Origin of the sequence: Streptomyces prunicolor NBRC 13075 (assembly GCF_000367365.1) — a bacterium.
GTDB lineage: Bacteria > Actinomycetota > Actinomycetes > Streptomycetales > Streptomycetaceae > Streptomyces > Streptomyces prunicolor.
In genome coordinates, this window is sequence record NZ_BARF01000050.1 from 15,340 (window position 1) to 38,986 (window position 23,647).

A 23,647-nucleotide genomic window follows, 5' to 3' on the forward strand; every position below is an offset into this window, starting at 1 on the left:
AAGTTTTGGATCCGGGCAAGTGGCTTATGGAGGCCATCGGAAATCGGATGGAGCCAAATCGCTTGTCGATACGTCTATTCAGCGACGTCCGTTCGACGACGCCGAGGTGACCGAAGTACAGGTGCAGGTGTGACGGAGGTGCAGGGCGATGGCCGGTTTCCGGAGTCTGGCGAGACAGGTGCGAGACCCTCGATGCGATCTGGCGCTACGGCGCTACTCGCTGCGCAAGTGCCTTGAGCGGTTCGCCCCTTACGGGCACAGGGCGACCTGGGACCACTTGAGCTCCCGGGCCGGGTTCGGACCCGAGGACCGCTCCCCCGACCCGGCGCGGCTCGTGGCCGCACTGGACGAGCTGGAGGAAGCGCGCAAGGTCTGGCTCGCCTACGAGGTCGGGTTCGCCGAACGCCGCAAGAAGGAGAAGCACGACGGGCTCCGCCGCCCGGGCACCGTGGACGACTGGCACCGGCTGACCTGGGGCGGCTTCGGTGTCGCCTGGTGCGACGACCCACGACTCCATCCCCATGAACCACTGGCCGAGGTGCTGCGACGGCTGATCGCCGCCCTGGAGCGCGAACCGGGTTCCGTGTGCCCGGTGTGCGCCGGGGAGCGCCTCCTGTGGAAGTACGACCTGGCCCACGAACCCTCCTCGGGCCCGGTCTGCACGGACTGCGGCATCGTCGTACCGCGTCCGGTGCTCACGCCCGAGGCCCTGGCATACGCCAGGCGGGGACGGCTGCTGATGTCGGCCTGAACCGGGTCAATCGAAGAAGGGCGCCAGGGGTGCGCCGGGGATGCCGCACCCCCTTTTTGACCCAGCCGGTTTGCGCTTGCCGGTGCAACGGCCAAGGCTGCCGACGGCGTTCCGTCGACAGCCCCGAACTGGTGTGCCGCAGGCGTCAGTTGGCCTTCCAGGCGTCGGAGAAGCTGCCGCCGGAGATCGAGCCCGGCTGCGCCCGCACGGCCGAGCTGCTGCTCTTCGTCATGACGATCTCGTTCGGCGAGTACGTGTCCAGGTTGCTGCCGTTGGCCTTGGCGCCGGTGAAGGTCACGGTGCCGAAGTTGGCGAGGCTCGCGACCGAGCCGCCGACCTCGGGGGCCTCGGCGATGACCTCGGCGGAGGCGTTCTTGAAGCCGGACGAGCCCGCGTGCGTGGTCGTCTTCGTCCAGCCCTCGGTGGAGTCGGCGAGGGTCATGGTGAAGGTGGAGCCGGTGTAGGTCACGGTCGCGGTGAACTTGTCGCCGCCCTTGACGGTGACACCGGAGTACGCGCTCTCGGACGCGGGCAGCACCTCCCACCAGGCGCCGTAGGTCGCCTTGCCGCCGATGCAGTCGGCTTCCGTACCGGTCTGCTCCAGCGCGGAGTTGCTGTAGCCGTCGAGGCCTACCCAGAACGAGGAGTACGTGGTGGCCGAGGAGCAGCTGACGCTCGGCTGGGTCCAGGACGAGGTGACCGAGGTGTACGCGCCGGTCGAGCCGGTGGCCGCGTAGCCGGACCAGTTGGTGGACGAGACGGTGGCGTTGACCTTGCCGGGCTGCGCGAGCCCGTGCAGCGTGTGACTCTCGTGGCTGGCTATGGCCTGGGTGAGCTGGGCGGGGGTGTTCGATGCGGCCAGTGAAGGCGTGGCCAGGGCGGCGGTGAGGGCGGCGGCGGTGACGAGAACGAACCCGGCGGAAGATCTCGGGGACATGACTCTCCGTCATTCGAGAGGGGTGGGGGGCTGCCGTGACGGCAGTGGACAGCAGCTTCCGCGAGGCTTCATGGGCATGGCAAGACAGACAAGAGCGTTCAGTCTTGCGGGAATTGAGGGCGCAACAACTGAGAAATCTGACAGGTTCATTCAAATTTGATCAATCGCCGGGCAAGACTGACCAAACTTCAGGGCAACGCTCTTCCGCCCCACGGCAGCCCTGACTTGAGCTGGAGTACGTGACTTCCAGACCGGGGTACCTGACGTCCGGCACCGAGTCGATGCCGTTCCACGAGGCGCTGCGCGCGGCCATCGCGGCCAGCGGGCTGAGCCTGGACCGGCTCCAGGACCGGCTGCTCCGACGGGGCACCCCGGTGGCGTCCGCGACGCTCAGTTCCTGGCAGTCCGGGCGCTACCAGCCCGAACGGCAACGGTCGTTGGCCGCCCTCGCCGTACTGGAGGACGTCCTACGGCTGCCGCCCGGCGCGCTGACCGGACTGCTCGGGCCGCCTCGGCCGCGCGGTCGCTGGCTGCCGCCGGACGGGGACCACCCCGATCTCGCCCGGGCCTGGTCGGACCACCACGACCTCACCGCCACCCTCGCCGTGCTCGACACCCGCTGGGACGACAGCCTGACCCGGCTCAGCTGTCACAACCGCCTGGACGTGGACGCCGACCGACGCGTGCGGTCGATGACCAGCCGGCGCCTGCTGCGCGCCGAGGCGGACGGTGCGGACCGCTGGATCGCCCTGTACCGCCTGGACGCGCCCGGGCCGTTGCCGCGCTTCCGCCCGGCGGCACCGGCCCGGCTCGGCACGGTCGTCGAACTCCCCGAAGAGGGGCTGGTGGCGGCCGAGTTGCTCTTCGACAGCCCCTTGGCGCGCGGCGGGACGGTGATCGTCGACTACACCGTCGAGCACCGTGATCCACGCCCGTACTCCCAGCGCGTGGAGACCACGATCCACGTCCCGATGCGCGAGCACCTCCTGGAGGTCCGCTTCGCGAAGTCGTGTCTGCCGCGCGCGTGTTACTCGTTCCGCACGAACGGGCTCGACGCCTTTCCGGATGCCGCGCGCCCCAGGGAACAACGGCTTCGGATGGACGCTTCGGGGGCGGTGCACGCGGTGGCGTTGGCGGCGGGGCCCGGTCGGGTGGGGATCAGGTGGGTGTGGGGATGAGGAGGATGGGGTCGGGGGCGGTTGTCAGTGGCGGGTGACACCATCGAGGCATGGTGCAGGTCTGTCTCAACGGGGCCCGTGGGGTCGCCGACGGCTGGATGGTGCCGGTCTCGCCCGGGGCGTTGGCCGATGCCGCGGTCGAAGCTGTCGCGGCGGGGGCCACGGATGTCCACCTCCATCCCAAGTCCCCTTGCGGGCACGACACGTTGTCGCCGCGCGTCCTCGCCGTGACGCTGGACGCGATACGGGCGCGGGTGTCCGTGCCGGTCGGCGTGACCACGGGCGCCTGGGCCGAACCGGACCCTGCGGCACGGGTGGAGCGAGTGCGCGGGTGGACGGTGCTGCCCGACCACGCCTCGGTGAACTGGCACGAGCCCGGTGCCGAGGAGGTCGCGGCGGCGCTGCTGGACCGGGGTGTCGGAGTGGAGGCGGGCATCTGGTCGGGGACGGAGGGCGCCGCCCGGTTCGCCGTCTCACCGCTGCGCGCGAAGGTGCTGCGCGTCCTGGCGGAGGTGACGGACCCGGACGCGGACACCGCCGAGGCGACCGCGCGTGCGCTGCTTTCCGACCTCGGCGAGGCTCATGGCCGCCCAGTGCTGCTGCACGGTGAGGACGGCAGCGCCTGGCCGGTGCTCCGGCTGGCGGGGCGGCTGGGGCTCGCGACGCGCATCGGCCTGGAGGACACGTTGCTCCTGCCGGACGGGGAACGGGCTTTGTCCAACGCTCAGTTGGTCGCCGAGGGGTTGGTCCAGTACGGGTGGGCCCAGCGCTCGTCGTAGGGCAGGGCGAGGAGTTCGGCGCGCGTGGCGAGGTCGGGCTGGCCGTGCGTGCGGAGGCGGGCGGCGCCGGGGCCGGCCAGCCAGGTGCGCAGGTCCGCCAGACCGGCGTCCTCGCTGTCGTCGTACCACCAGGTGAACGGGGAGGCGTCGGACAGCAGGTCGTCGAGCCAGGTGTCGGTGCAGGCGGCGAGGTGCGTGTCGGCGACCGGACCCTGGACCCATCCCTCCAGGAAGGGGGTCACGGTTCGAGCGATCGTGGCGCAGGTCTCAAAGGTGTCGTCGATGCCGTAGGGCGGCTCGGGCGTCGTCAGGGTGTCCTGCCACCAGGCGTGCAGGAAGGCATCGATCGCGGTGACCTGCTCGGCCGGCCAGGAACGCCAGTCCACCCGGCTCAACCCATGGGCGCCGTAGCCGACCGTCCCCAGAGTGCCCTCCGCCATCGCCCGTGCGGCCTGCGGCAGCAGGCGTCGCATCGCGGCCGGGTGGTCGTCGAAGTGGTCGGGCACCTCGAAGAGGTAGTACCGCACCACGTCCAGCGGCACGCGGGTGTACGGCGTGCGCAGATACGCGGTCTCCTCGGGCACGTGACAGAAGCCGCAGCCGGTCTCGCCCGGACTCGCGAAACCGTTGAAGACCGTCTCGATGTCCGCGAGGGCAGTGATGAGTGCTGGCGACAGGGGCATGGATCCTGAAGCTAGCAGCCGCATAATCGGTCGCTCCACCCCTTTCCGATCAGGACAGTTGAGGGCGATGAAACCCAACTGAGGAACCCGAGGAGTCCCGATGTCGACGCTGCGCGTCACCGCCGAAGTGCTGACCGTCCATGAACACCCGAACGCCGACGCCCTCGAACTGGCCCAGGTCGGCCTGTACCGAGCCGTTGTCGCCAAGGGCGCGTACCGCACCGGTGAGACCGCCGTCTACATCCCCGAGCAGTCCGTGCTCCCGGCCGACCTGATCGAGGAGTTGGGGCTCACCGGACGCCTCGCGGGGAGCAACGCCGACCGGGTCAGGGCGGTGCGGCTGCGCGGTGAGCTGTCGCAGGGCATCGTGTGCCGGCCGAAGGCCCTCGCCGACGTGGATCTGGCGCGGGCCGCCCTGGACGGCACCGACTTCGCGGAGCGGCTCGGCATCGTCAAGTGGGTACCGCCGATCCCGCCCACCATGAACGGTGACGTCGAGTCCGCGCCCGATCTGCTGCCCTGGGTCGACATCGAGAACATCCAGCGGTTTCCCGGGATATTCGAACCGGGCGAGGCTGTGGTCCTGACCGAGAAACTCCACGGCTCCGCCTGCCTGTTGACCTACTTCACGGAGAACGGGGACGGGGACGAGGACGGGCACGGTCGCGTACAGGTCTCCTCCAAGGGCTTCGGCGCCAAGTCCCTTGCCCTGAAGGAGGATCCGCGCAATCTGTATTGGCGAGCCGTCCGCGGCCACGGCGTCCCCGAGGCCGCCGCCCTCCTCGCCGAACGGCTCGGTGCGCGCCGAGTGGGGATCTTCGGCGAGGTGTTCGGCGCGGGAGTGCAGGACCTGACGTACGGCGCCGACGGGCGCCGCGAGACGCTCGGGTACGCCGTGTTCGACGTGTCCGCCGAGATCGACGGGACCGTGCGGTGGCTGGACCCGGCCGAACTGCTCGACGGGGAGCTGCCGTTGGTGCCACGGCTGTACGAGGGGCCGTACGACATCGAGCGGGTGCTGGAGGTCGCGAGCGGGCGGGAGACCGTGTCCGGGCGGGGGATGCATCTGCGGGAGGGGGTCGTGATCCGTCCGGCGACGGAGCGGTACAGCGCGGTGACCGGTGGACGGGCGATCGCCAAGGCCGTCAGCCCGGCGTATCTGACGCGGAAGGGCGGCACCGAGTACGAGTGAACAGGCTGTCCGGCGGCAGCGGCACGTGTGCCGCCGGACAGACCGGCTAGTCCTGCCCCTGCCCCTGCCTCTATCCCTTTCCGTTTCCGCCCCGTTCGACCATCAGGCGTGAACCCGCGCCCCGTTCGCCGACCACGTCGTCCGGGTTGGACAGGACGCAGTTCGCCAGGGACAGGCAGCCGCAGCCGATGCAGTCGGTGAGGTGGTCGCGGAGCCGGTTGAGCTGCTTGATGCGCTCGTCGAGTTCGGAGCGCCAGGCCTCGGAGAGGCGGGCCCAGTCCTCGCGGGTCGGGGTGCGCTCCTCGGGGAGTTCGGCGAGCGCCTCGCGGATGGTGGCCAGCGGGATACCGACGCGCTGGGCGGCCCGCACGAAGGCGACCCGGCGCAGGGTGTCACGGGTGTACCGGCGCTGGTTGCCCGTGGTGCGGCGGCTGCTGATCAGGCCCTTGGCCTCGTAGAAGTGCAGGGCGGAGACGGCGGCGCCGCTGCGTGCGGAGAGTTGGCCGACGGTCAGCTCGTGGATCTTCTCGGGGATCTGAGGCACCTGTCAGAGCCTACCCACCGCGTCACACCCGCGGTCCGTTGACAGCGGCCCCGCATCCGACCATGCTAAGCAGTTGCTTAGGTATGCGATGACGCTGGATGACGTGAGAGGCCGGGACAGGACATGGCAGAGCCGAGGATCTTCACCTCCGTCGACGACCTGCGGGCGGCGGTCGGTGAGCAGTTGGGGCACACCGACTGGCTGGAGATCGACCAGAAGCGGATCGATCTGTTCGCGGACGCGACGGGCGACCACCAGTGGATCCACATCGACCCGGAGAAGGCGGCGGCCGGACCCTTCAAGACGACCATCGCGCACGGCTACCTCACCCTGTCGCTGCTCCCGCTCTTCGGACCGCAGCTGATCAAGGTCGAGGGCGTGAAGATGGGCGTCAACTACGGGACGAACAAGGTCCGTTTCCCCGCCCCGGTACCGGTCGACTCCCGGCTGCGCGCCACCGCGAAGATCACCGGCGTCGACGACGTACCGGGCGGCGTCCAGGTGACCGTCGCGTTCACCGTGGAGCGCGAGGGCGGCGACAAGCCGGTGTGCGTGGCCGAGTCGGTGTCCCGCTACTACCTCTGACCAACGCCCTTGGCAGGGCGGCTACTTGGACCCCACCATCCGCAGCACGAGGTCGGCGTACAGCGCGCCGACCTCGTCGGGTGTCCGGGGGCCGTCGAGGCTGAACCAGCGGGCCACGTCGATGCACAGCGACAGGATCGCGAGGGTCGTGCCCTTCACGTCCGGCACGTCGAAGGAGCCGTCCGCCACCCCGTCCTCGACGATCCCGCGCACTTCCGCGTCGACCTGTCGGCGCAGCGCGAGGATCTCGGCGCGGGCGTCCGGGCCGAGCGAGTCGAGTTCGTACTGCACGACCCGCGCGGTGGTACGCCCGCCCGCGTGCCAGCGCACGAAGGAGCTCACGGCGTCGGCGAGCCGCTCGGCGGCACTGCCCTCGCGCCCCGCCGCCGTACGCAGGATCTCCAGGGCCTTCTCGTGGCCGATCCTGCTGATGCGGTGGAGCAGCTCTTCCTTGGTCTTGTAGTGGATGTAGAGCGCGGCCGGGCTCATCCCGGCGCGGCCCGCGATGTCCCGGGTGGTCGTCGCGTGGTAGCCGCGCTCGGCGAAGGCCTCCACGGCGGCGATCAGCAGTCGCCGGGCCGCGTCGGGCGTGACCTCCGCCCAGGCCTGCGGGTCGCCCGCGGTGGTCTCCTCCGCCGTACTCATCGCTCGTGAACCCCTCTCGATGCCCCTCGATGGCATGGGCTCCACCATACCGCCGAACCTGAGCGAGCGCTTAGTCTGCCCGCTCAGAGCTTTTCGAACGGGTTGTAGGTGGTGCGCGCCGCGTCCTGCCGGTCCCGGATCACCTTGGCGAGGGTGAAGGAGGAGGTGACCAGGTACAGGACGGCGATCGCGAGGAAGGCCCGTACCCAGGCGTCGGCGTGCAGCTTGAAGATGCCGATGGCGGTCGCCGCGATGGCGACGGAGAAGGAGGCGACTGCCTGGCCGTAGAAGGCGGCCGTGTTCTGCGGTTTGCCCGATGCTTCGCTCATGGGTCAAGCGTCGGCGGCCACGGCCCGCGGAGTATCCGCTCAGATACTCAACTCACGTACTCAGAACGCCGAAACGCCCGTCAGCGCTCGCCCGATGAGCAGTTTCTGGATCTGGCTCGTGCCCTCGTAGAGGGTCATCACGCGGGCGTCGCGCAGCAGCTTTCCGGCCGGGTACTCGTCGATGTAGCCGTAGCCGCCGAAGACCTGGAGCGCGTTGTTCGCGGCGCGGACGGCCGCCTCCGAGGCGAAGAGCTTGGCCTGGGAGGACTCGGTGGCGAAGGGCAGGCCCCGGTCGATCAGGTCGGCGACCCGCCAGGTCAGCAGGCGGGCCGCGTCCACGTCGACGGCGATGTCGCTGATCAGCTCCTGGACGAGCTGGTGCTGGGCGATGGGCTTGCCGAACTGCTCGCGCTCACCGGCGTAGCGGAGCGCCACGTCCAGTGCGGCCTGGGCGATGCCGACGCAGCCCGCCGCGACCGACATACGCCCCTTCGCCAGCGCCGACATGGCGACCGAGAAGCCCTTGCCCTCGGGGGCGAGCATCGTGGAGGCGGGGACGCGGACGTCTTCGAGGACGAGTTCGGCGGTGGCCTGGCCGCGCAGGCCGAGCTTGCCGTGGATGGCGCGGCGGGTGAGGCCGGGGGTGTCGGTCGGCACGAGGAAGGCGGAGACGCCCTGGTGTCCCGGGGCGTCGGTCGAGCGCGCGAAGAGGAGGACGACGTCGGCCCAAGTCCCGTTCGTGATGAACATCTTGGTGCCGTTGATGACGTAGTCGTCGCCGTCGCGGACCGCCCTGGTGGTGAGGTTGCCCGCGTCCGATCCCGTGCCGGGTTCGGTGAGGCCGAAGCAGCCGACGTACTCGCCGGAGGTGAGCCCGGGCAGCCAGCGGCGCTTCTGCTCCTCGCTCCCCCAGCCCGCGATCGACTTGGCGACGAGGCCCAGCGACACGGACACGATCCCGCGCACGGAGGAGTCGCCGCGGCCCAGTTCCTCGGTGACCAGGCAGTACGCGAGGTGGTCGCCGCCCGAGCCGCCGTACTCCTCGTCGATCGTCAGCCCCAGGAAGCCGACGCCGCCGAGCTTCTTGACGATCGAGCGGTCGACCTCCTCCGCGCGGTCCCAGGCGATGACGTGCGGGGCGATCTCGCGGTCCACGAAGTCCTTGGCGAGCCGCCGTACGGCCTCCTGCTCCTCGCTGAGCTCCAGGTTCATTGCGCGTCACCCCAAGTGAAAGGCCGTACATCGACTGCTGCACATTTAAATTAGCACTGCTAGTTTTACTCTCGCAGCCCTACTATGTGCGCCATGGCCCGACCGCGCAAGCCCCTCCTCAGCACCGACCGGATCGTCGAGACGGCGCGGGTGCTGGTGGACGCGGAGGGGTTGGCGGCGGTCTCCACGCGGCGGCTCGCGGCCGAGTTGGGGGTGAGTGGGCCCTCGCTGTACAACCACTTCCGCACGAAGGATCAGATTCTGGAGGCGGTCGCCGACTCGGTGAGCGCACAGGTCGATCTGTCGATGTTCTCGGACGGGCGGGACTGGCGTACGGCGCTGCATGACTGGGCCGTGTCGTATCGGTCCGCGTTGCGTGACCATCCGAACATCGTGCCCGTGCTGGCCACCGGGCCTGGGCGGCGGCCGGCGGGGTTGCGGCTTGCGGACGCGGTGTATGGGGGGATGGTCGATGCGGGGTGGCCTGCGGCGCAGGCCACGTCCATCGGGGCGTTGATGCGGTACTTCATCATGGGGTCTGCGTTGGGGTCGTTCGCTGGGGGTTTTGTGGACGACGAGAGTGCGTACGACCCTGCGGACTATCCGCATCTTGGGCAGGCGCATCTTCTTGCTGAGCAGCAGGAGAAGATCGACGAGCGGGCTTTCGAGACGGGGTTGGCTGCGCTGCTGGATGGGTTGGCGCGGCAGTTCTCGGAAGTGGTCGGTCGTTAGGGGCGGCTTCGGGGGTGGGGGCTTCTGTGGTTTGCCGAGTGCGCGTGCATTGGGGCTGGTCGCGCAGTTCCCCGGCCCCTAAAAAAACCAGCGCCTCCCTTGTTTCATCGTGCCCGGAGGATCGCCTTTGGTAGGTGGGCCGTGACTATCCAGTTGGGGGCGTCCACTACCTCTGTGATTCTCAGGTCTACGGCGACGCTGCACAGGACGTAGGCGTCGATCGGGGCGAGGCCGTAGTGGGTGCCCAGGTGGTCGATCATGGCTCGGGTGGCGTCCTGGGCGGCACGCATGAGGTCGGGGGCCACGCCCATCGTGGCGTAGTGGCCGGCTCGGGCGGTGTCTGTGTGGAGGGGGCCCGTTGTCTCGAATTGGGGGGCCGGGATTCGGCGGCCCTTGTGCAGGCGGATGCGGGCCGCGCCCGACAGGGACGCCTCGATCGCGCTGACGCACAACTCGCCGTCGCCCTGGGCCGCGTGGGGATCGCCGAGGCTGAGGCGGGCGCCGGGGACCTGGACCGGGAGGTAGAGCTTGGTGCCGACGACCAGGTCCTTGCAGTCGACGTTGCCGCCGAAGTGGCCCGGGGGCAGGACGCTTTGGGGTTCGGTGACGTCCGGGCAGACTCCAACTACCCCACAGAAAGGGCGGATTGGGATGTCGGCCACGTCGAGGAAGTTGGCCGTGTCTCCGGCGGTCAGGTCCCAGAGGTGGAGGTGCGCTTCGGGGAAGTCCTCGGTGAGCAGGCCGAGTCCGGGGAGTACGGCCGTCCAGCCCCAGTCGACCGACCTCAGCTCCAGGAACTCCACCTCCAGGACGTCGCCCGGCTCGGCGTCCTTGACCATGATCGGTCCGGCGAGCGGATAGACCCGGTCCCAGTCGAAACCGGCTACCGCCTCGACCGTCGACGTCGGGTCGAACTGTCCGTCCGTTGCCTCGGTGAGGTCGAACGACACCGTGTCGCCGTCCTCGACCTCCAGCACGGGCTCGTGGTCCGGCGACCACAGGCGATGCACTTGCTTCGGTACGGAGTGGTGGCTCATCGGACCCGTCCTCACCTGTCGGTACGTGTCGGCGCGTGGCGGCGCGTGGCGGCGCGTGGTTCGGACTCTGCCCCTCGGCCGGGTCCGCCGTCAAGCCTCATAGGCAATAAAAACGACCCCATAGGCATCGCACACGTCCCCCGACGATCACGTCCGATTTCCGCCAGCGGTGTGGTCCTGTCGCCGCCTAGTCTCGGACGCATGACCACACCCCCGCGCCGTACCGAACGGGCAGCCGCCGCGGCCGCTGTCGTCACCGTCGTGCTGTGGGCCTCCGCCTTCGTGTCCATCCGGAGCGCCGGGTCCGCCTACTCGCCGGGCGCGCTGGCGCTGGGGCGGCTGGCGAGCGGGGCGTTGGCGCTGGGGGTGATCTCACTCGTACGACGGGAAGGGGTGCCGCCGCGGTCCGCGTGGCGGGGCATCGCGATCTCGGGCGTGCTGTGGTTCGGGTTCTACATGGTCGTCCTGAACTGGGGCGAGCAGCAGGTCGACGCCGGTACCGCCGCACTCGTCGTGAACATCGGGCCGATCCTCATCGCCCTGCTCGGCTCGCGGCTGCTCGGTGACGCGATGCCGCCGCGGCTGCTGGCGGGGATGGCGGTGTCGTTCGCGGGTGCGGTGACCGTGGGTCTTTCGATGTCGGGCGACGGGGGTTCGTCCGTGCTCGGTGTGGTGCTGTGTCTGCTCGCCGCGGTCGCGTACGCCGGTGGGGTCGTCGCCCAGAAGCCGGCCCTGGCCCGGGCGAGCGCGCTCCAGGTGACGACGTTCGGGTGTCTCGTCGGGGCGGTGATGTGTCTGCCGTTCGCCGGGCAGCTGGTCGGGCAGGCCGGCGACGCGCCCCTCTCCGCCACCCTCAACATGGTCTACCTGGGCGTCTTCCCGACCGCCCTCGCCTTCACCACCTGGGCGTACGCCCTCGCCCGGACGACCGCCAGCAAGATGGGCGCGACCACGTACGCGGTGCCCGCGCTGGTCGTCCTGATGTCGTGGCTGGCGCTCGGCGAGGTACCGGGGCTGCTCACGCTGGCGGGCGGGGTGCTGTGTCTGGCGGGCGTGGCGGTGTCGCGGTCCCGGCCGGGCGCGAAGGCGAGGGCCAGGGCGAAGCGGGCTGCGGCCACGGATGAGCCGCAGCCCGAACAGGTGCCGTAGGCAAGGGAGTTCAGCCCGAACAGGTGCCGTAGGCGAGGGCGTTCAGCCTGAGCCGACGGTGCTGCGGACAAGGGCGGTCAGAAGATGACCAGCGCCCGTCCACCCTTCCCCGCCACCATGTTGTCGAACGCCGCCGGGATCCCCTCCAGCGCGATCCGTTCCGTCACCAGCGCGCCCAGGTCCAGGCGTCCGGCCCGGACGTGTTCGGCGAGTACCGGCAGGTCCTTCGCCGGGTCGGAGTTGCCGTAGACGCAGCCGCTCAACGTCCGTCCCCAGTGGAAGAGTTCGAGGGCGTTGAAGGTGACCTGTTGGTCCTTGCCGCCGATGCCTACGACTGTCGTACGTCCACCTCTGCGGGTGGACTCCCAGGCGGTGCGGATGGTGACCGCGCGGCCGACGCACTCCACGGCGACGTCGACGCCCTGCTTGCCGGTGAGGGCGCGGATCTCTCGGGCCGTGTTCTCGGAGGCGACCACATAGTCCGTCGCCCCGGCCGCGCGCGCCAACTCCTCCTTCTCCGGGGAGACATCGACGGCGACGATCGTCGTGGCGCCCGCGATCCGGGCCGACTGGAGGGTCGACAGGCCCACCCCGCCGACGCCGAACACCGCTACCGTCTCGCCCTCCCGGACCCGCGCCGAGTGGTGGATCGCGCCGTAGCCGGTGAGGACCGCGCAGCCGAGGAGGGCCGCGTCGGTGAGGGGGATTCCCTCCGGGAGGGGCAGGACGCAGGACGCCGATACGACCGTCTCCTCGGCGAACGCGGCCACATTCAGGCCGGGGTGCAGGTCTCTGCCGTCGGAGCTGCGGTGGGCGTAGACGTCGGCGGCACCGTTGAGCGCGTTGGCACAGAGCCAGACCTCGCCGAGGGTGCAGGCGTGGCAAGTCCCGCAGGACGGGGCCCAGTTGAGGATGACCGGGGCGCCCGGTGAGACGTGCGTGACACCCTCGCCCACGGCTACGACCGTGCCCGCGCCCTCGTGGCCCAGGACCGCCGGGACCGGCACGCGCATGGTGCCGTTGCTGAGTGACAGGTCGGAGTGGCAGACCCCGGCGGCTGCGAGGCGGATGCGGACCTGGCCGGGGCCGGGGTCCGGGAGGTCGATCTCGGCGATCTCCAACGGAGCGCCCACTGCGGGCAGTACGGCGGCGCGGACCATGTGAGTCCTCCTAAGGGGTCTAGAACTGAAGGGACTTGGTCTGGAGGTACTCGGACAGCCCGTGCGCGCCCAGTTCCCTGCCGACACCCGACTGCTTGTAACCCCCGAACGGGGCACGGGGGTTGAAGCGCCCGCCGTTGATGTCCACCTGCCCGGTCTCCAACCTCCGTGCGAACGCGACCGCTTCGGCCTCCTCGCCGGCCCACACCGCGCCCGCGAGGCCGTAGACCGTGCCGTTGGCGATACGGACGGCGTCGTCCTCGTCGTCGTAGCGGAGGATGGAGAGGACCGGGCCGAAGATCTCCTCCTGGGCGATCGTCATGTCGGGGGTGACGTCGGCGAAGACCGTCGGGCTGATGAAGTAGCCCTGCGGGGACGGGGATTCGAGGCCGCCCGCCACCAGTCGCGCGCCCTCCGCGACACCCTTCTCGATGTAACTGCGCACCCTGGCCTGCTGCTTGGCGTTCACCACCGGGCCGATGCGGGCGCCGTACTTGGCGGCGGCCGTCGCGGCCAGTTCCACCGCCTCGTCGTACTGGTCGCGGTGGACCAGCATGCGGGTCCAAGCGCTGCATGTCTGGCCGGAGTTGGACATCACGTTGGCGACGCCGACGTTGACGGCCTTGGCGAGGTCGGCGCTCGGGAGGATGACGTTGGCGGACTTGCCGCCGAGTTCGAGGGCGACCTTCTTCACCGCGGCACCCGCCGTCGCGCCGATCCGGCGGCCCACCGCCGTGGAGCCGGTGAAGGAGACCAGGTCGACGCCCGGGTGCTCGGCGAGGGCCTGTCCGGCGATCGGGCCGAGGCCGGTGACGAGGTTGAAGACACCGGCCGGGATGCCCGCCTCGTCGACCGCCTCGGCGAACAACTGGGCGGTGAGCGGGGTGTCTTCGGCGGGCTTGAGCACCACCGTGCAGCCTGCGGCGAGGGCGGGGGCGACCTTGGCGACGATCTGGTGGAGAGGGTAGTTCCACGGGGTGATCGCGCCGACCACGCCGATGGGCTCCTGGTAGACCGTCGAGTTGCCGACCTTCTCCTCGAAGGCGTGGGTCGCGGCGAGTTCGGCGTACGAGCCCGCGACCGCGATCGGCACGCCCGCGTGGACGGCCTGCGAGAAGGCGAGCGGTGAGCCGAGTTCGGCGGTGACCGTCTCGGCGATCTCGTCCTTGCGGGTCACCAACACGTCCCGCAGTGCGGCGAGTCGGGCGGCTCGTTCAGCGGGCGGGGTCGCGGCCCAGCCCGGGAGGGCGGCACGGGCGGCTCGTACGGCGGTGTCGACATCGGCCGCGGTACCGGCCGGGACGCGGTCGATCACCTGCTCGTCGACCGGGTTCACCACGTCGATGGTCTCCCCGCTCGCGGCGGGGCGCCAGGCGCCGTCGATGTACATGCCGTCGTGTGCCTTCATCGTGCTGCCTCCCGGGCGTGACGTCGTCGTCCGCCTCACAAACTAGCGGTGTTAGTTTTCCGGCGCCAGAGACCCCGGGTCACAGACGCGCGGAGACCGCGGAAGCCGGGGTGCGGTTACCTCAGAAATCGACCCGGGTCCGGCCATCCACCCGGGCCACCGCCTCCTGCCCGAACGCCTTCTCGTACGCCCGCCGGACCTCCTCGATCTTCCGGTCGCTCGCGCCCGCCGCCGCCACCGGATACAGCAGGATCAACTCGTACGACCGCTCCTTCTCGATCTTCCCGTTCGCGTCCCGCCACTGCCCGCGCCCGTTCTGCACGGTCAGCCCGTTCGGGAAGTCCGGCGTGACCTCCTTGTCCACGAAGGCCATGAACTGCCGGTCGGTGACGGCCGGTCCACCGTCCGGCCGCTCGGTGCCGAAGAAGAGCTGCGTCTCGATGTACGGCGTTCCGCGCGTCGGCGCGGGAGCGGCCTCTGTGTCGAGGCCGGCGTAGGCGGTGGGAGCCGCGGCGGCCAGGAGGAGGCCGGCGGTCGCGAGGGCTGCCCGGTTTCGGGTGAAGTGCAGGGTCATGCACCTATCCGTACCGGGCGTCACTCGTCCAGGTCGGGCAGCCGCGCCGGAGCCGGGGAGATCCGTTCGCCGTGCTGGTCGAAGACGAACAGGTGGGCGATGTCGACGAGGAGCGGGACCTGCATGCCGTGCCGGAGTTCGATGTCGGGGGTGGTGCGGACGACGAGGTCGCCGGGGAGGCGGCCCTCGGGCGGTACGAGGTCGGGTCCGGCGCCGGCCGTGTGGTCCAGGGTGTCGACCGGTCCGGCGCGCAGGACGCCCGCGCGTTCCCGTAGCCGGTTGATGACACTGCCCTCGCGTCGGCGGCGTCTGACCGGGCGGGCGGGGCGCGGGGCCTCCAACTCCGGTACGACGGCGGGTCGGGAGCCGGTGTTGAAGTGGACGAGGACCTCGTGGCCCTGGAACTCCACGTGCTCGACGAGGCCGCTGATCACCACCTCGCCGGGGCGTGCCGCGGCCGGCTTGGCGATGCGGATGGCCTCGGAGCGCAGGCCGACGATGACCTCGCGGCCCTGCTGGACGCGGAGCAACTGGTGGTCCAGGCACAGGGGTTCGGGCAGCCGTAGGTACTGCTTGCCGAGGCTGATGGTCATCGCGCCGTCCAACGGGGCCCGGACCAGGCCGCGCAGGAGGTTGATGCGCGGGGTGCCGATGAAGGCGGCGACGAAGACGTTGCGGGGCAGGGCGTACACCGAGCGCGGGGTGCCGACCTGCTGGAGGACTCCGCCGCGCAGGACGGCGACCCGGTCGCCGAGGGACATGGCCTCGGCCTGGTCGTGGGTGACGTAGACCGTGGTGACGCCCAACTTGCGGGTGAGGGAGGAGATTTCGGCGCGCAGGTGGTTGCGGAGTTTGGCGTCGAGGTTGGAGAGCGGTTCGTCCATCAGGAACGCGGAAGGGTGGCGGGCGATGGCCCGGCCCATGGCCACGCGCTGGCGTTCGCCGCCGGAGAGCTGGCTGGGGAAGCGTTCCAGGAGGTCCTCGATGCCCAGCATGCGGGCGGTGGCGTCCACACGGGGGCGGGGGTCCTCGCCGGGGGTCTCGATGCGCAGCGGGAAGCCGATGTTGTCGCGGCTGGTCATGCTCGGGTAGAGGGCGAAGTTCTGGAAGACCATCGCCATGTCCCGTTCGGAGGGGGCGAGTTCGTTGGCGTACTCGCCGTCGAGTCTCAACTCGCCCTCGTCGATCTGCTCCAGGCCGGCGATCATTCTCAGCACGGTCGACTTGCCGCACCCGGACGGTCCGAGCAGGACGAGGAACTCCCCCGGCGCGATGTCCAGCGACAGCCGGTCCACCACGCGGGGGCCTCGCGCGTAGGCCTTGCTCACGTCGTGCAGGGAGATGGCGCGTGTCATGACGAGTGCCCCCGGGGGCTCACTTGGGCGACGGTGCTCCGCGGTCCGGACACCTCGCACGGGTCGTACGAGGCTTGTGAGTCACGGAAGCTAACGGAATGTGCGCACCCGGGGGAAGAGACGGGACGGGATCGGGCGGTTCGGTCCGGGTGGTGAGAAAACGGACGGTCATCTTCAGCCAGTTCGGGCGCGCTCCCGGATCGCGGTGAGATGCGCGAAGACGACGGTGTTGCTCGCGTAGCCGGTCCTGCGGTCGTAGCTGCCACCGCAGGTGATGAGCCGCAACTCGGGGCGGCCCCGGGCCCCGTACACCTCCCGGTCGGGGAAGTGCGCCTTCTCGTACGTCTTCACCGCGTCGACCGCGTAGACGGCGGTCCGGCCGTCGGCACGCCGGACCTCGATCAGGCGGCCGGGCTTCAGTTCGTCGAGGCCGGCGAAGACGGCGGGACCGGTCATGGTGTCGAGGTGGCCGACGGCGACGGCGGTGCCCTGCTCGCCCGGGGACGGCCCGTCCGCGTACCAGCCCACCCGCTTCGGGTCGTCGTCCGGCGGCGCGGACATCCGGCGGTCGTGGCCGAGACGGAGGGGCATGACCGGGGCGTCGACGTCGAGGTAGGGGATGGCGAGGGCGGTCGCACGGGAGCCTGGGAGGGGGCGGGGCGAAGGTGCCGGGCGAGCGGGGCCGGCCACTGGGTGTGCGGGGCGGCCAGGGGGAACCACGGGGCGTGCGGGGCGGCCCGGAGGAACCACGGGGTGTGCGGGGGACGGCCGTTGGCCGCCGCGCGCGTCGGTGCGGTTGTCCGGGGTCGCCGGAGCCGCCCGGGTCGGACCGGAGGTGCCCTTGGCCGACGGAGCCGCCCGGACCGGGCCGGGGGCGCCCTTGGCCGACGATGCCGCCCGGACCGGGTCGGTGGTGTCCGTGCCGCCGGCGCAGCGGGCACCGCCGACCATCACCACGACGGTCAGCACGAGGGTCCGGATGAGCCGGTAGGCGCGCGTCCGGTACCAGGGCGGGCGGCGCCGCGCTGTGCGCGTGGTGGTGCGGCCGGGTGCCTCGCGGGAGGTGCGACCGGCGGGCCGCCGACCGTCCGTGGCCGGTCGCGGCCCGGGGCGCGGGCGCGTGGGGTCAGCGCTCCGCGCCCCGGTGGGGCGCGGAGCGGTGCTGGAGTTCATCGCATCCGCTCAGGACGCGCCGTGGGGACGGCGACGCAGCCGGAACCAGACCACCCCGCCGACCGCGGTCAGGCCCACCGCGGCGGCACCCGCGAGCGGGGACAGGGCCGCGTCCCGGGCCAGCCCGCCGCCGCCTGCGGGCGGACCCCCGTTGGGACCGCCCGTGCCGCCGCCGGTCCCGCCGCCGGTGCTGCCACCAGTGCTGCCACCAGTGCTGCCGCCGGGCGGCGGCGACGGGCAGTCGACCTGGAAGACCTTGTGCTTGCCCGCGCCGTTCTCGCCGACGAAGTTCCAGGTCAGCTTGTACATGCCGTTCGGCAGCTGCGCGACGGGCATGGTGTGGCCGGTGCCGGTCGTGAGCGTGATGGAGCCGGAACGGGTCGCGCCGCCCGGGATCGACGGCTGGGTCTCGATGGACCAGGTGACCTCTTGGACCGTGTCGAAGTTGAACGCGTCGAGGTAGAAGTCGCAGACCTTGGGCTGGTTGCGCTGGTCGGTGAAGGGCGTGCCCACCTCGTGGATCTTGACGTCTCCGTTGTCACCGGGGGCGGCGACGGCGGCGGGCGCACCGCAGACGACGGTTGCCGCGGCGGCGAGAACCGCCCAGGCGGCGGCTCTACGGGGCAGGAATGAGGTCGGCATGAACAGCCCTCCGAATCAGGTGATTATCGTACGAATTACTCCTTAACCTGATTCCCTTTCACGTCCGGCCCGGCGAACGTGTGCGCAACGCCGTACACACCGTCAGATATCGCTAGATATCGCTCTTCCGGCTCAAGGACGGACCGGCCCGCCGCATCCCGCCGGAAGCCGCACGCCCCTCGGACGATCTGCCTGGTGAGCGCAGCGCGACCCCCGCCGACAGCACCAGCAGCGCGCCGAGCATCACGAACGGCGCGGCCACGCCCGCGACTCCGGCGACGAGACCGGCGCCGGCGGGCGCGGCGACCTGGCCGAGGCGGTTGCCGGTGAGGCGTAGGGCGAGGGCGGTGGAGCGGGCGTCGTCGGGGGCGGCCTGGACGACCGTCGTCATGGAGAGAGGCTGGCCGACTCCCAGGCAGAAGCCCAGGATCGCGAGCATCAGGCCGATGGCCCAGACCGGGATCGGCAGGGCGATGCCCGCGCACAGGACGCCCGCCAGGAGGCAGGTCGCGGTCAACAGCACTGCCCGGCCCAGTAGTTGGAGCAGCGGGGTCAGGACCAGTCGGCACGCGATGGTGGCCGCCGCGCGGATGCTGAGCAGGACGCCGATCACGGAGGGCGCGATGCCCCGGTGCTCGCCGACCACCGGGAGGTAGGCGGTGAGGATGTCGGTCGCGGAGAGCACGGAGAGGCTGATGAAGATGCCCGCGGGTACGCCCCGGGCGCCCAGGATGCTGCGCATGGGCACGCGGTCGCCTTGCTCCGTACGGGACTTGACGGTCGTACGGTCCTCGATGCGCCACAGGGACGTGAACGACACGGCGGCGCCCGCGCCCGCGACGAGGAGGGCGAGCGCGCTGCTGCCGGCCATGTCGGAGCCGCCGATCAGGGCGCCCGCGGCGATGGGGCCGATGAGTTGGCCGAGGGAGGCGCCGATGGTGAAGTGGCCGAAGTTGCGGTCCTGTTCGTGCGGGGCGGACTGGCGGGCCACGAGCGACTGGGCGCCGATCACGAAGCAGAGGTGACCCAGACCCATCACGCCGCTCCACATCGCCATCACCCAGAGGGAGTTGGCGAGTCCGCTGAGCGCGCAGCCGCCGGAGATGAGGACCACGCCGACGGGCAGCAGGGGTGCGCAGCGGCCGTGGTCGGTGCGGCGGCCGAGCGGTACGGCGGCGAACAGCGGGAGCAACGCGTACACGCCCGCGATGACGCCGATCGCCCGCTCGTCGGCGCCGAGCGCGAGGGCCCGGTAGGAGACGGCGGGGCGGGCCATCGACACCGCCCCCTGCGTGAAGCTGAAGGCGATGACGAGGCGGAGCAGCCAGCCGCGGTTCCTGCCGGGCGTCATGACGAAGTCCCTTGTCCCGTGGGTCGGATGATGCCGAGTCAGATGACTCCGGGTCAGATGATGCCGAAGAGGATTCCTGCCCCGAGGACGACGAGCGATGTCAGGGCGGCCCACTTGACGACGAACCTGGTGTGGTCGCCGAACTCGACCTTGGCCATGCCGACCAGGACGTACACAGCGGGCACCAACGGGCTGGACATGTGCAGCGGTTGACCGACGAGGGAGGCGCGGGCGATCTCCAGGGTCGAGACGCCGTGGGCGTTTCCGGCCTCGGCGAGCACCGGGACGATGCCGAAGTAGAAGCCGTCGTTCGACATGAAGTACGTGAGCGGGATGCTGAGCACGCCGGTGACGAAGGCCATGTGCGGGCCCATGCCGTCGGGGATGTTGTCGACCAGCCAGGTCGCCATGTGGTCGACCATGCCGGTGCCTTGGAGGACACCGGTGAAGACGGCGGCGGCGAAGACCATGCCGGAGACGTTGAGGACGTTCTCCGCGTGGGCGCCGAGGCGGGCCTTCTGGTCGGGCATGTGGGGGAAGTTGACGGTCAGGGCGAGGGCGGCGCCGAGCAGGAAGAGGACCGGGATCGGCAGCCACTCCATGATCATGGCGACGAGCAGAGTGACGGTGAGCAGCGCGTTGAACCAGTAGAGCTTGGGACGCAGGGTCGCGCGGTTGGGGTCGAGGCCCTGGAAACCATCGTCCTCGTCGGGGAGTTCGGCGTCCGCGTCGGTGCCGGAGCCCGAACTGCCGGTGGCCTTGGGGTCGTTGCCGACGCCCGGACCGCCGGTGCCCTTCTCGGCGCTCTTGCCCGTGCCGGCGCCCACGAGGACCGTCTCCGACTCGGCGGACTCCTCGACGAGCACCTCGTCCAGCGTGAGCACGCCGAGCCGCTTGCGCTCGCGGCGGCCGAGGACGTACGAGAGGACGAGGACGGCCAGCATGCCCACGGCGAGCGCCGGGATCATCGGGACGAAGATGTCACTGGCGCTGACCTTGAGGGCGGTGGCGGCGCGGGCGGTGGGGCCGCCCCAGGGGAGCGTGTTCATCACGCCGTTGGCCATCGCGGCGACACCGGTCATCACGACGAGGCTCATCTTCAGGCGTTTGTACAGCGGGTACATCGCCGAGACCGTGATCATGAAGGTGGTCGAGCCGTCGCCGTCCAGGGAGACGATCGCGGCGAGGACCGCCGTACCGACCACGATGCGCAGCGGATCCGCCTTGCAGAACTTGAGGATCCCTCGCACGATCGGGTCGAAGAGACCCACGTCGATCATCACGCCGAAGTAGACGATCGCGAACATGAGCATCGCCGCGGTGGGCGCGAGGCTGGTGACGCCGTCGATGACGTAGTCGCCGAGCTTGCCGCCCTTTCCGACGAAGACGCAGAACAGCGCCGGTATCAGCACGAGCGCCGCGATCGGCGACATCTTCTTCAGCATGATCAGGACCAGGAAGGTCGCGATCATGGTGAAGCCGAGGATGGTCAGCATGAGTGGAACACCTAACGTTCGCCTTTGAACTCCCACCAGGGGCGGCGGTCCGACGACGTTAGGTCGCGCAAAGCTCCGTTAACAAGATGTTGACGCGCGAGCAATAAGCGCAAAAGTCCAGGTCACAGCGGTGTGGTGAGCGCGGCGACCTCCACGGGCACTCCGTTGAGCACCGCGTTGCCCGACAGCGGGTCGAGTTGACTGCCGTCGAGCAGCTGGTTCACGTTGACGCCCGGATCGGCGGCGGCGTGGCTGAGCCGGGTGCCGGGACGGTCGTGGCCCCAGCCGTGCGGAAGGCTCACCACACCCCGGCGCAGGGCGTCCGTGATCTCGGCGGGGGCGGTCACCTCTCCCCCGGCGCCCTTGACACGGACCGGCGCCCCGTCGACCACGCCGAGGCGCTCGGCGTCCTCGGGGTGGATGTGCAGGGTGCAGCGGTTGGTGCCGCCGGTGAGGGCGGGCACGTTGTGCATCCAGCTGTTGTTGGAGCGGAGGTGGCGGCGGCCGACGAGGACCAGCCCGTCGGCACGGTCGCTCATCGCCTGCCGGAGCCGGGGCAGGTCGTCGACGATCGGCTGCGGCAGCAGTTCGACCTTGCCGCTGCGGGTCTTGAGCGGCTGCGGCAGGCGGGAGGCGAGCGGGCCCAGGTCGATGCCGTGCGGGTGCGCGAGGAGTTGTCGGAGGGTGAGCCCGTCGGGCCGTACGCCGAAGCCGTCGCCGTAGGGGCCGAGGCGCAGCATCATGTCCAGTCGGCGCTCGGGGCCGGTGTCGCCGGTGAGTCGGTCGGCGACCTCGTGCGGATCGCGGCCGTGGACGGGCGAGTTGGGGTCCATGACGGCCTTGCCGAGGGTCTGGTCGATGACCATCGTGTCGACGGCGGCCGGGTCGGCGCCGGGCATGCCGGTCGCGGCGAGGATCAGCCGGGCGAAGATCTCGGTCTCGGCCATCCGGCCGGGCTCCAGCGGGATCGCGGGGCGGGTGTAGCGGACCTGGTTGCGGACGGCGAGGGTGTTGAACGCGAAGTCGTGGTGCGGGCTTTGGGAGGGCGGGGGCGGCGGCAGTACGACGTCGGCGTGGCGCGCGGTCTCGTTGAGGTACGGGTCGACGCTCACCATGAAGTCCAGTGAGCCGAGGGCCTTGTCGAGGCGGGCGCCGTCCGGTGCGGAGAGCACGGGGTTGGCGGCGGAAACGATGAGGGCGCGGATCGGTTCGCCCTCGGCGGTCGCGGTGTCGATCTCCTCGGCGAGCGCGGAGAGCGGCAACTCCCCTTTCGCCTCCGGGTATTGACTCACCCGTGAGTGCCAGCGCCCGAGCGCGAAGCCGCGGCCCGGTCCGGCGGGCCGGGGTGTCCGGTCGGTGGCGGCCTGCGGGAAGAGGGCGCCGCCGGGACGGTCGAGGTTGCCGGTGAGGATGTTGAGGACGTCGACGAGCCAGCTGGCCAGGGTGCCGTGCGGGACGGTGCAGCTGCCGATACGGCCGTACACGGCGGCGGTTGGCGCTGCGGCGAGTTCGCGGGCGAGGGCGCGGATCTCGTCGGCGTCCACGTCGCAGGAGCCGGCCACGGCTTCCGGGGTGAAGTCCCGTACGGCGGAACGGAGTTCGTCAACACCCTCCACACGTGGGGCCAACTCGCCCAGTTCCACGAGGTGTTCGTCGAAGAGGACGTAGGTCATCGCGGCGAGCAGCAGGGCGTCGGTGCCAGGGCGGACCGCGATGTGGCGGTCGGCGAGCTTGGCGGTGCGGGTGCGGCGCGGGTCGATGACGGTGAGGGTGCCGCCGCGGGCCTTGAGCGCCTTGAGCTTGCCGGGGAAGTCGGGTGCGGTGCACAGACTCCCGTTGGACTCAAGGGGGTTGGCGCCGATGAGGAGGAGGTGGTCGGTGTGGTCGAGGTCCGGTACCGGGATCGCGTTGGCGTCGCCGTAGAGCAGACCGCAGGAGACGTGTTTGGGCATCTGGTCGACCGTGGACGCGGTGAAGACGCTGCGGGTGCCGAGGGCGCCGAGCAGGACCTGGGGGTAGAGGGCGCCGGCCATCGTGTGCACGTTGGGGTTGCCGAGGACGACACCGACGGCGTGCGGGCCGTACCGCTCGACGACCGGGCGCAGGCCGGCGGCGACCGCGTCGAACGCCTCCGTCCAGGTGGCCTCGCGCAACTCGCCGTCCCGCCGGACGAGGGGGCCGCGCAGCCGGTCGGGGTCACCGTCGACGGCCCCGAAGGAAGCGCCCTTGGGGCAGATGAACCCCCGGCTGAACACATCGTCGCGATCACCTCGGGCACCGGTCACCCGGGTGCCCTCGATGGTGAGCGTCAGCCCGCAGGTGGCTTCACACAGGGGGCAGATGCGCAGGGCAGTGCGGGACACGGGGCCTCCAAGGGCGTCGTTGCCTCTTGGCGGCGAGCATACCGAGCGGTATGGGCGGTGGCGAGGGGGTGAGGGGGGTGAGGTCGGAAACCTGCGGGGGTGGGGCGGGGGGCGCGGGCTCGGCCGGAGGGGCGGATGGGTGCCCGGGCGGATGGGTGCTTGGCCGGAGGGGCGGGCGAGCGCTTGGCCGGAGGAGCGGGCGGGCGTTCAGCCGCGAGGCGGGCGAGCCTTCGGGCGTTCGGCCGGAGGCCGATCCGGCTGCCCTCGCCCGGCCCAGGAACCTCCGGCACCCGCTGCTGGGCAGGTGCGCGGCCCGAAGCCCGCCCGGTCGCCGCCGAGAGCCGGTCACCCGGACCGGAGGTCAATCCAACA

The 23,647-nt window shown here is 70.8% G+C and carries 23 protein-coding genes; 7 read left to right on the forward strand and 16 right to left on the reverse strand.

The window, feature by feature from the left end; translation table 11 throughout:
* The first annotated feature begins 148 nt into the window (after window positions 1-148).
* Complete coding sequence (locus SPR02S_RS22120) at window positions 149-751, forward strand: hypothetical protein (protein ID WP_020684195.1); 603 nt, start codon at window positions 149-151, stop codon at window positions 749-751.
* A gap of 145 nt (window positions 752-896) precedes the next feature.
* Here SPR02S_RS22120 and SPR02S_RS22125 read toward each other — a convergent pair whose 3' ends face one another.
* A complete protein-coding gene (locus SPR02S_RS22125) occupies window positions 897-1,688 on the reverse strand; it encodes a G1 family glutamic endopeptidase (protein WP_019059185.1) in 792 nt (263 codons plus the stop codon).
* Window positions 1,689-1,927: 239 nt separating this feature from the next.
* Between SPR02S_RS22125 and SPR02S_RS22130 the strand changes: the two genes are divergently transcribed.
* Both SPR02S_RS22130 and SPR02S_RS22135 read left to right on the forward strand, forming a co-directional pair.
* Entirely contained in the window at window positions 1,928-2,866 is a 939-nt protein-coding gene (locus SPR02S_RS22130; RefSeq protein WP_019059186.1) for a hypothetical protein, read from the forward strand.
* Window positions 2,867-2,916: 50 nt separating this feature from the next.
* Window positions 2,917-3,645 carry a 3-keto-5-aminohexanoate cleavage protein gene (locus SPR02S_RS22135; protein ID WP_019059187.1) on the forward strand — a complete coding sequence of 243 codons (729 nt, stop codon included), beginning with the start codon at window positions 2,917-2,919 and terminating at the stop codon, window positions 3,643-3,645.
* On the opposite strand, the gene SPR02S_RS22140 is transcribed toward SPR02S_RS22135, so the two are convergent.
* Window positions 3,591-4,328 (reverse strand): hypothetical protein, encoded by a 738-nt coding sequence (locus SPR02S_RS22140; protein WP_019059188.1) that lies wholly within the window; start codon window positions 4,326-4,328, stop codon window positions 3,591-3,593. The two genes, SPR02S_RS22135 and SPR02S_RS22140, sit on opposite strands and share 55 nt — an antisense overlap.
* A 100-nt stretch (window positions 4,329-4,428) precedes the next feature.
* On the opposite strand from SPR02S_RS22140, the gene SPR02S_RS22145 reads away from it, so the two are divergent.
* Window positions 4,429-5,520, forward strand: coding sequence for an RNA ligase (ATP) (locus SPR02S_RS22145; RefSeq protein WP_019059189.1), 1,092 nt, complete (start codon window positions 4,429-4,431; stop codon window positions 5,518-5,520).
* 70 nt (window positions 5,521-5,590) lie between these two features.
* Here SPR02S_RS22145 and soxR read toward each other — a convergent pair whose 3' ends face one another.
* Window positions 5,591-6,064 carry a redox-sensitive transcriptional activator SoxR gene (gene soxR, locus SPR02S_RS22150; RefSeq protein ID WP_019059190.1) on the reverse strand — a complete coding sequence of 158 codons (474 nt, stop codon included), beginning with the start codon at window positions 6,062-6,064 and terminating at the stop codon, window positions 5,591-5,593.
* Between the two features lie 123 nt (window positions 6,065-6,187).
* Between soxR and SPR02S_RS22155 the strand changes: the two genes are divergently transcribed.
* On the forward strand, window positions 6,188-6,649 hold the full coding sequence (locus tag SPR02S_RS22155; RefSeq protein WP_019059191.1) for a MaoC family dehydratase: 462 nt from the start codon (window positions 6,188-6,190) through the stop codon (window positions 6,647-6,649).
* A 21-nt stretch (window positions 6,650-6,670) separates the two neighbouring features.
* Here SPR02S_RS22155 and SPR02S_RS22160 read toward each other — a convergent pair whose 3' ends face one another.
* From SPR02S_RS22160 to SPR02S_RS22170, 3 genes are all read right to left on the reverse strand, one after another.
* Window positions 6,671-7,294 (reverse strand): TetR/AcrR family transcriptional regulator, encoded by a 624-nt coding sequence (locus SPR02S_RS22160; protein WP_019059192.1) that lies wholly within the window; start codon window positions 7,292-7,294, stop codon window positions 6,671-6,673.
* A gap of 83 nt (window positions 7,295-7,377) precedes the next feature.
* A complete protein-coding gene (locus tag SPR02S_RS22165; protein ID WP_019059193.1) occupies window positions 7,378-7,623 on the reverse strand; it encodes a YiaA/YiaB family inner membrane protein in 246 nt (81 codons plus the stop codon).
* 60 nt (window positions 7,624-7,683) lie between these two features.
* Window positions 7,684-8,835 carry an acyl-CoA dehydrogenase family protein gene (locus tag SPR02S_RS22170; RefSeq protein WP_019059194.1) on the reverse strand — a complete coding sequence of 384 codons (1,152 nt, stop codon included), beginning with the start codon at window positions 8,833-8,835 and terminating at the stop codon, window positions 7,684-7,686.
* A gap of 93 nt (window positions 8,836-8,928) precedes the next feature.
* Here SPR02S_RS22170 and SPR02S_RS22175 point away from each other — a divergent pair, with 93 nt between their 5' ends.
* Entirely contained in the window at window positions 8,929-9,567 is a 639-nt protein-coding gene (locus tag SPR02S_RS22175; RefSeq protein ID WP_019059195.1) for a TetR/AcrR family transcriptional regulator, read from the forward strand.
* Between the two features lie 104 nt (window positions 9,568-9,671).
* Here the strand turns inward: SPR02S_RS22175 and SPR02S_RS22180 are convergent, their stop codons facing one another.
* A complete protein-coding gene (locus tag SPR02S_RS22180; RefSeq protein ID WP_019059196.1) occupies window positions 9,672-10,604 on the reverse strand; it encodes an acetamidase/formamidase family protein in 933 nt (310 codons plus the stop codon).
* A gap of 201 nt (window positions 10,605-10,805) precedes the next feature.
* Between SPR02S_RS22180 and SPR02S_RS22185 the strand changes: the two genes are divergently transcribed.
* Window positions 10,806-11,753 carry a DMT family transporter gene (locus tag SPR02S_RS22185; protein ID WP_019059197.1) on the forward strand — a complete coding sequence of 316 codons (948 nt, stop codon included), beginning with the start codon at window positions 10,806-10,808 and terminating at the stop codon, window positions 11,751-11,753.
* A 77-nt stretch (window positions 11,754-11,830) separates the two neighbouring features.
* On the opposite strand, the gene SPR02S_RS22190 is transcribed toward SPR02S_RS22185, so the two are convergent.
* The 9 genes from SPR02S_RS22190 to SPR02S_RS22230 form a co-directional block, all read right to left on the reverse strand.
* Window positions 11,831-12,913, reverse strand: coding sequence for a Zn-dependent alcohol dehydrogenase (locus SPR02S_RS22190; protein ID WP_019059198.1), 1,083 nt, complete (start codon window positions 12,911-12,913; stop codon window positions 11,831-11,833).
* Window positions 12,914-12,932: 19 nt separating this feature from the next.
* Window positions 12,933-14,321, reverse strand: coding sequence for an aldehyde dehydrogenase family protein (locus SPR02S_RS22195; RefSeq protein WP_019059199.1), 1,389 nt, complete (start codon window positions 14,319-14,321; stop codon window positions 12,933-12,935).
* 121 nt (window positions 14,322-14,442) lie between these two features.
* Window positions 14,443-14,895 carry a DUF3574 domain-containing protein gene (locus SPR02S_RS22200; RefSeq protein ID WP_019059200.1) on the reverse strand — a complete coding sequence of 151 codons (453 nt, stop codon included), beginning with the start codon at window positions 14,893-14,895 and terminating at the stop codon, window positions 14,443-14,445.
* Window positions 14,896-14,915: 20 nt separating this feature from the next.
* Window positions 14,916-16,250, reverse strand: a complete 1,335-nt coding sequence (locus SPR02S_RS22205) for an ABC transporter ATP-binding protein (RefSeq protein ID WP_019059201.1) — start codon at window positions 16,248-16,250, stop codon at window positions 14,916-14,918.
* A gap of 174 nt (window positions 16,251-16,424) precedes the next feature.
* Entirely contained in the window at window positions 16,425-17,219 is a 795-nt protein-coding gene (locus SPR02S_RS22210; RefSeq protein ID WP_245607599.1) for a class F sortase, read from the reverse strand.
* A gap of 213 nt (window positions 17,220-17,432) precedes the next feature.
* Window positions 17,433-18,065 (reverse strand): hypothetical protein, encoded by a 633-nt coding sequence (locus SPR02S_RS22215; protein WP_019059203.1) that lies wholly within the window; start codon window positions 18,063-18,065, stop codon window positions 17,433-17,435.
* Between the two features lie 112 nt (window positions 18,066-18,177).
* Window positions 18,178-19,416, reverse strand: coding sequence for an MFS transporter (locus tag SPR02S_RS22220; RefSeq protein WP_019059204.1), 1,239 nt, complete (start codon window positions 19,414-19,416; stop codon window positions 18,178-18,180).
* Window positions 19,417-19,469: 53 nt separating this feature from the next.
* Window positions 19,470-20,912, reverse strand: coding sequence for a CitMHS family transporter (locus SPR02S_RS22225; protein ID WP_019059205.1), 1,443 nt, complete (start codon window positions 20,910-20,912; stop codon window positions 19,470-19,472).
* 122 nt (window positions 20,913-21,034) lie between these two features.
* Window positions 21,035-23,275 (reverse strand): molybdopterin oxidoreductase family protein, encoded by a 2,241-nt coding sequence (locus tag SPR02S_RS22230; RefSeq protein WP_019059206.1) that lies wholly within the window; start codon window positions 23,273-23,275, stop codon window positions 21,035-21,037.
* Window positions 23,276-23,647: the final 372 nt, after the last annotated feature.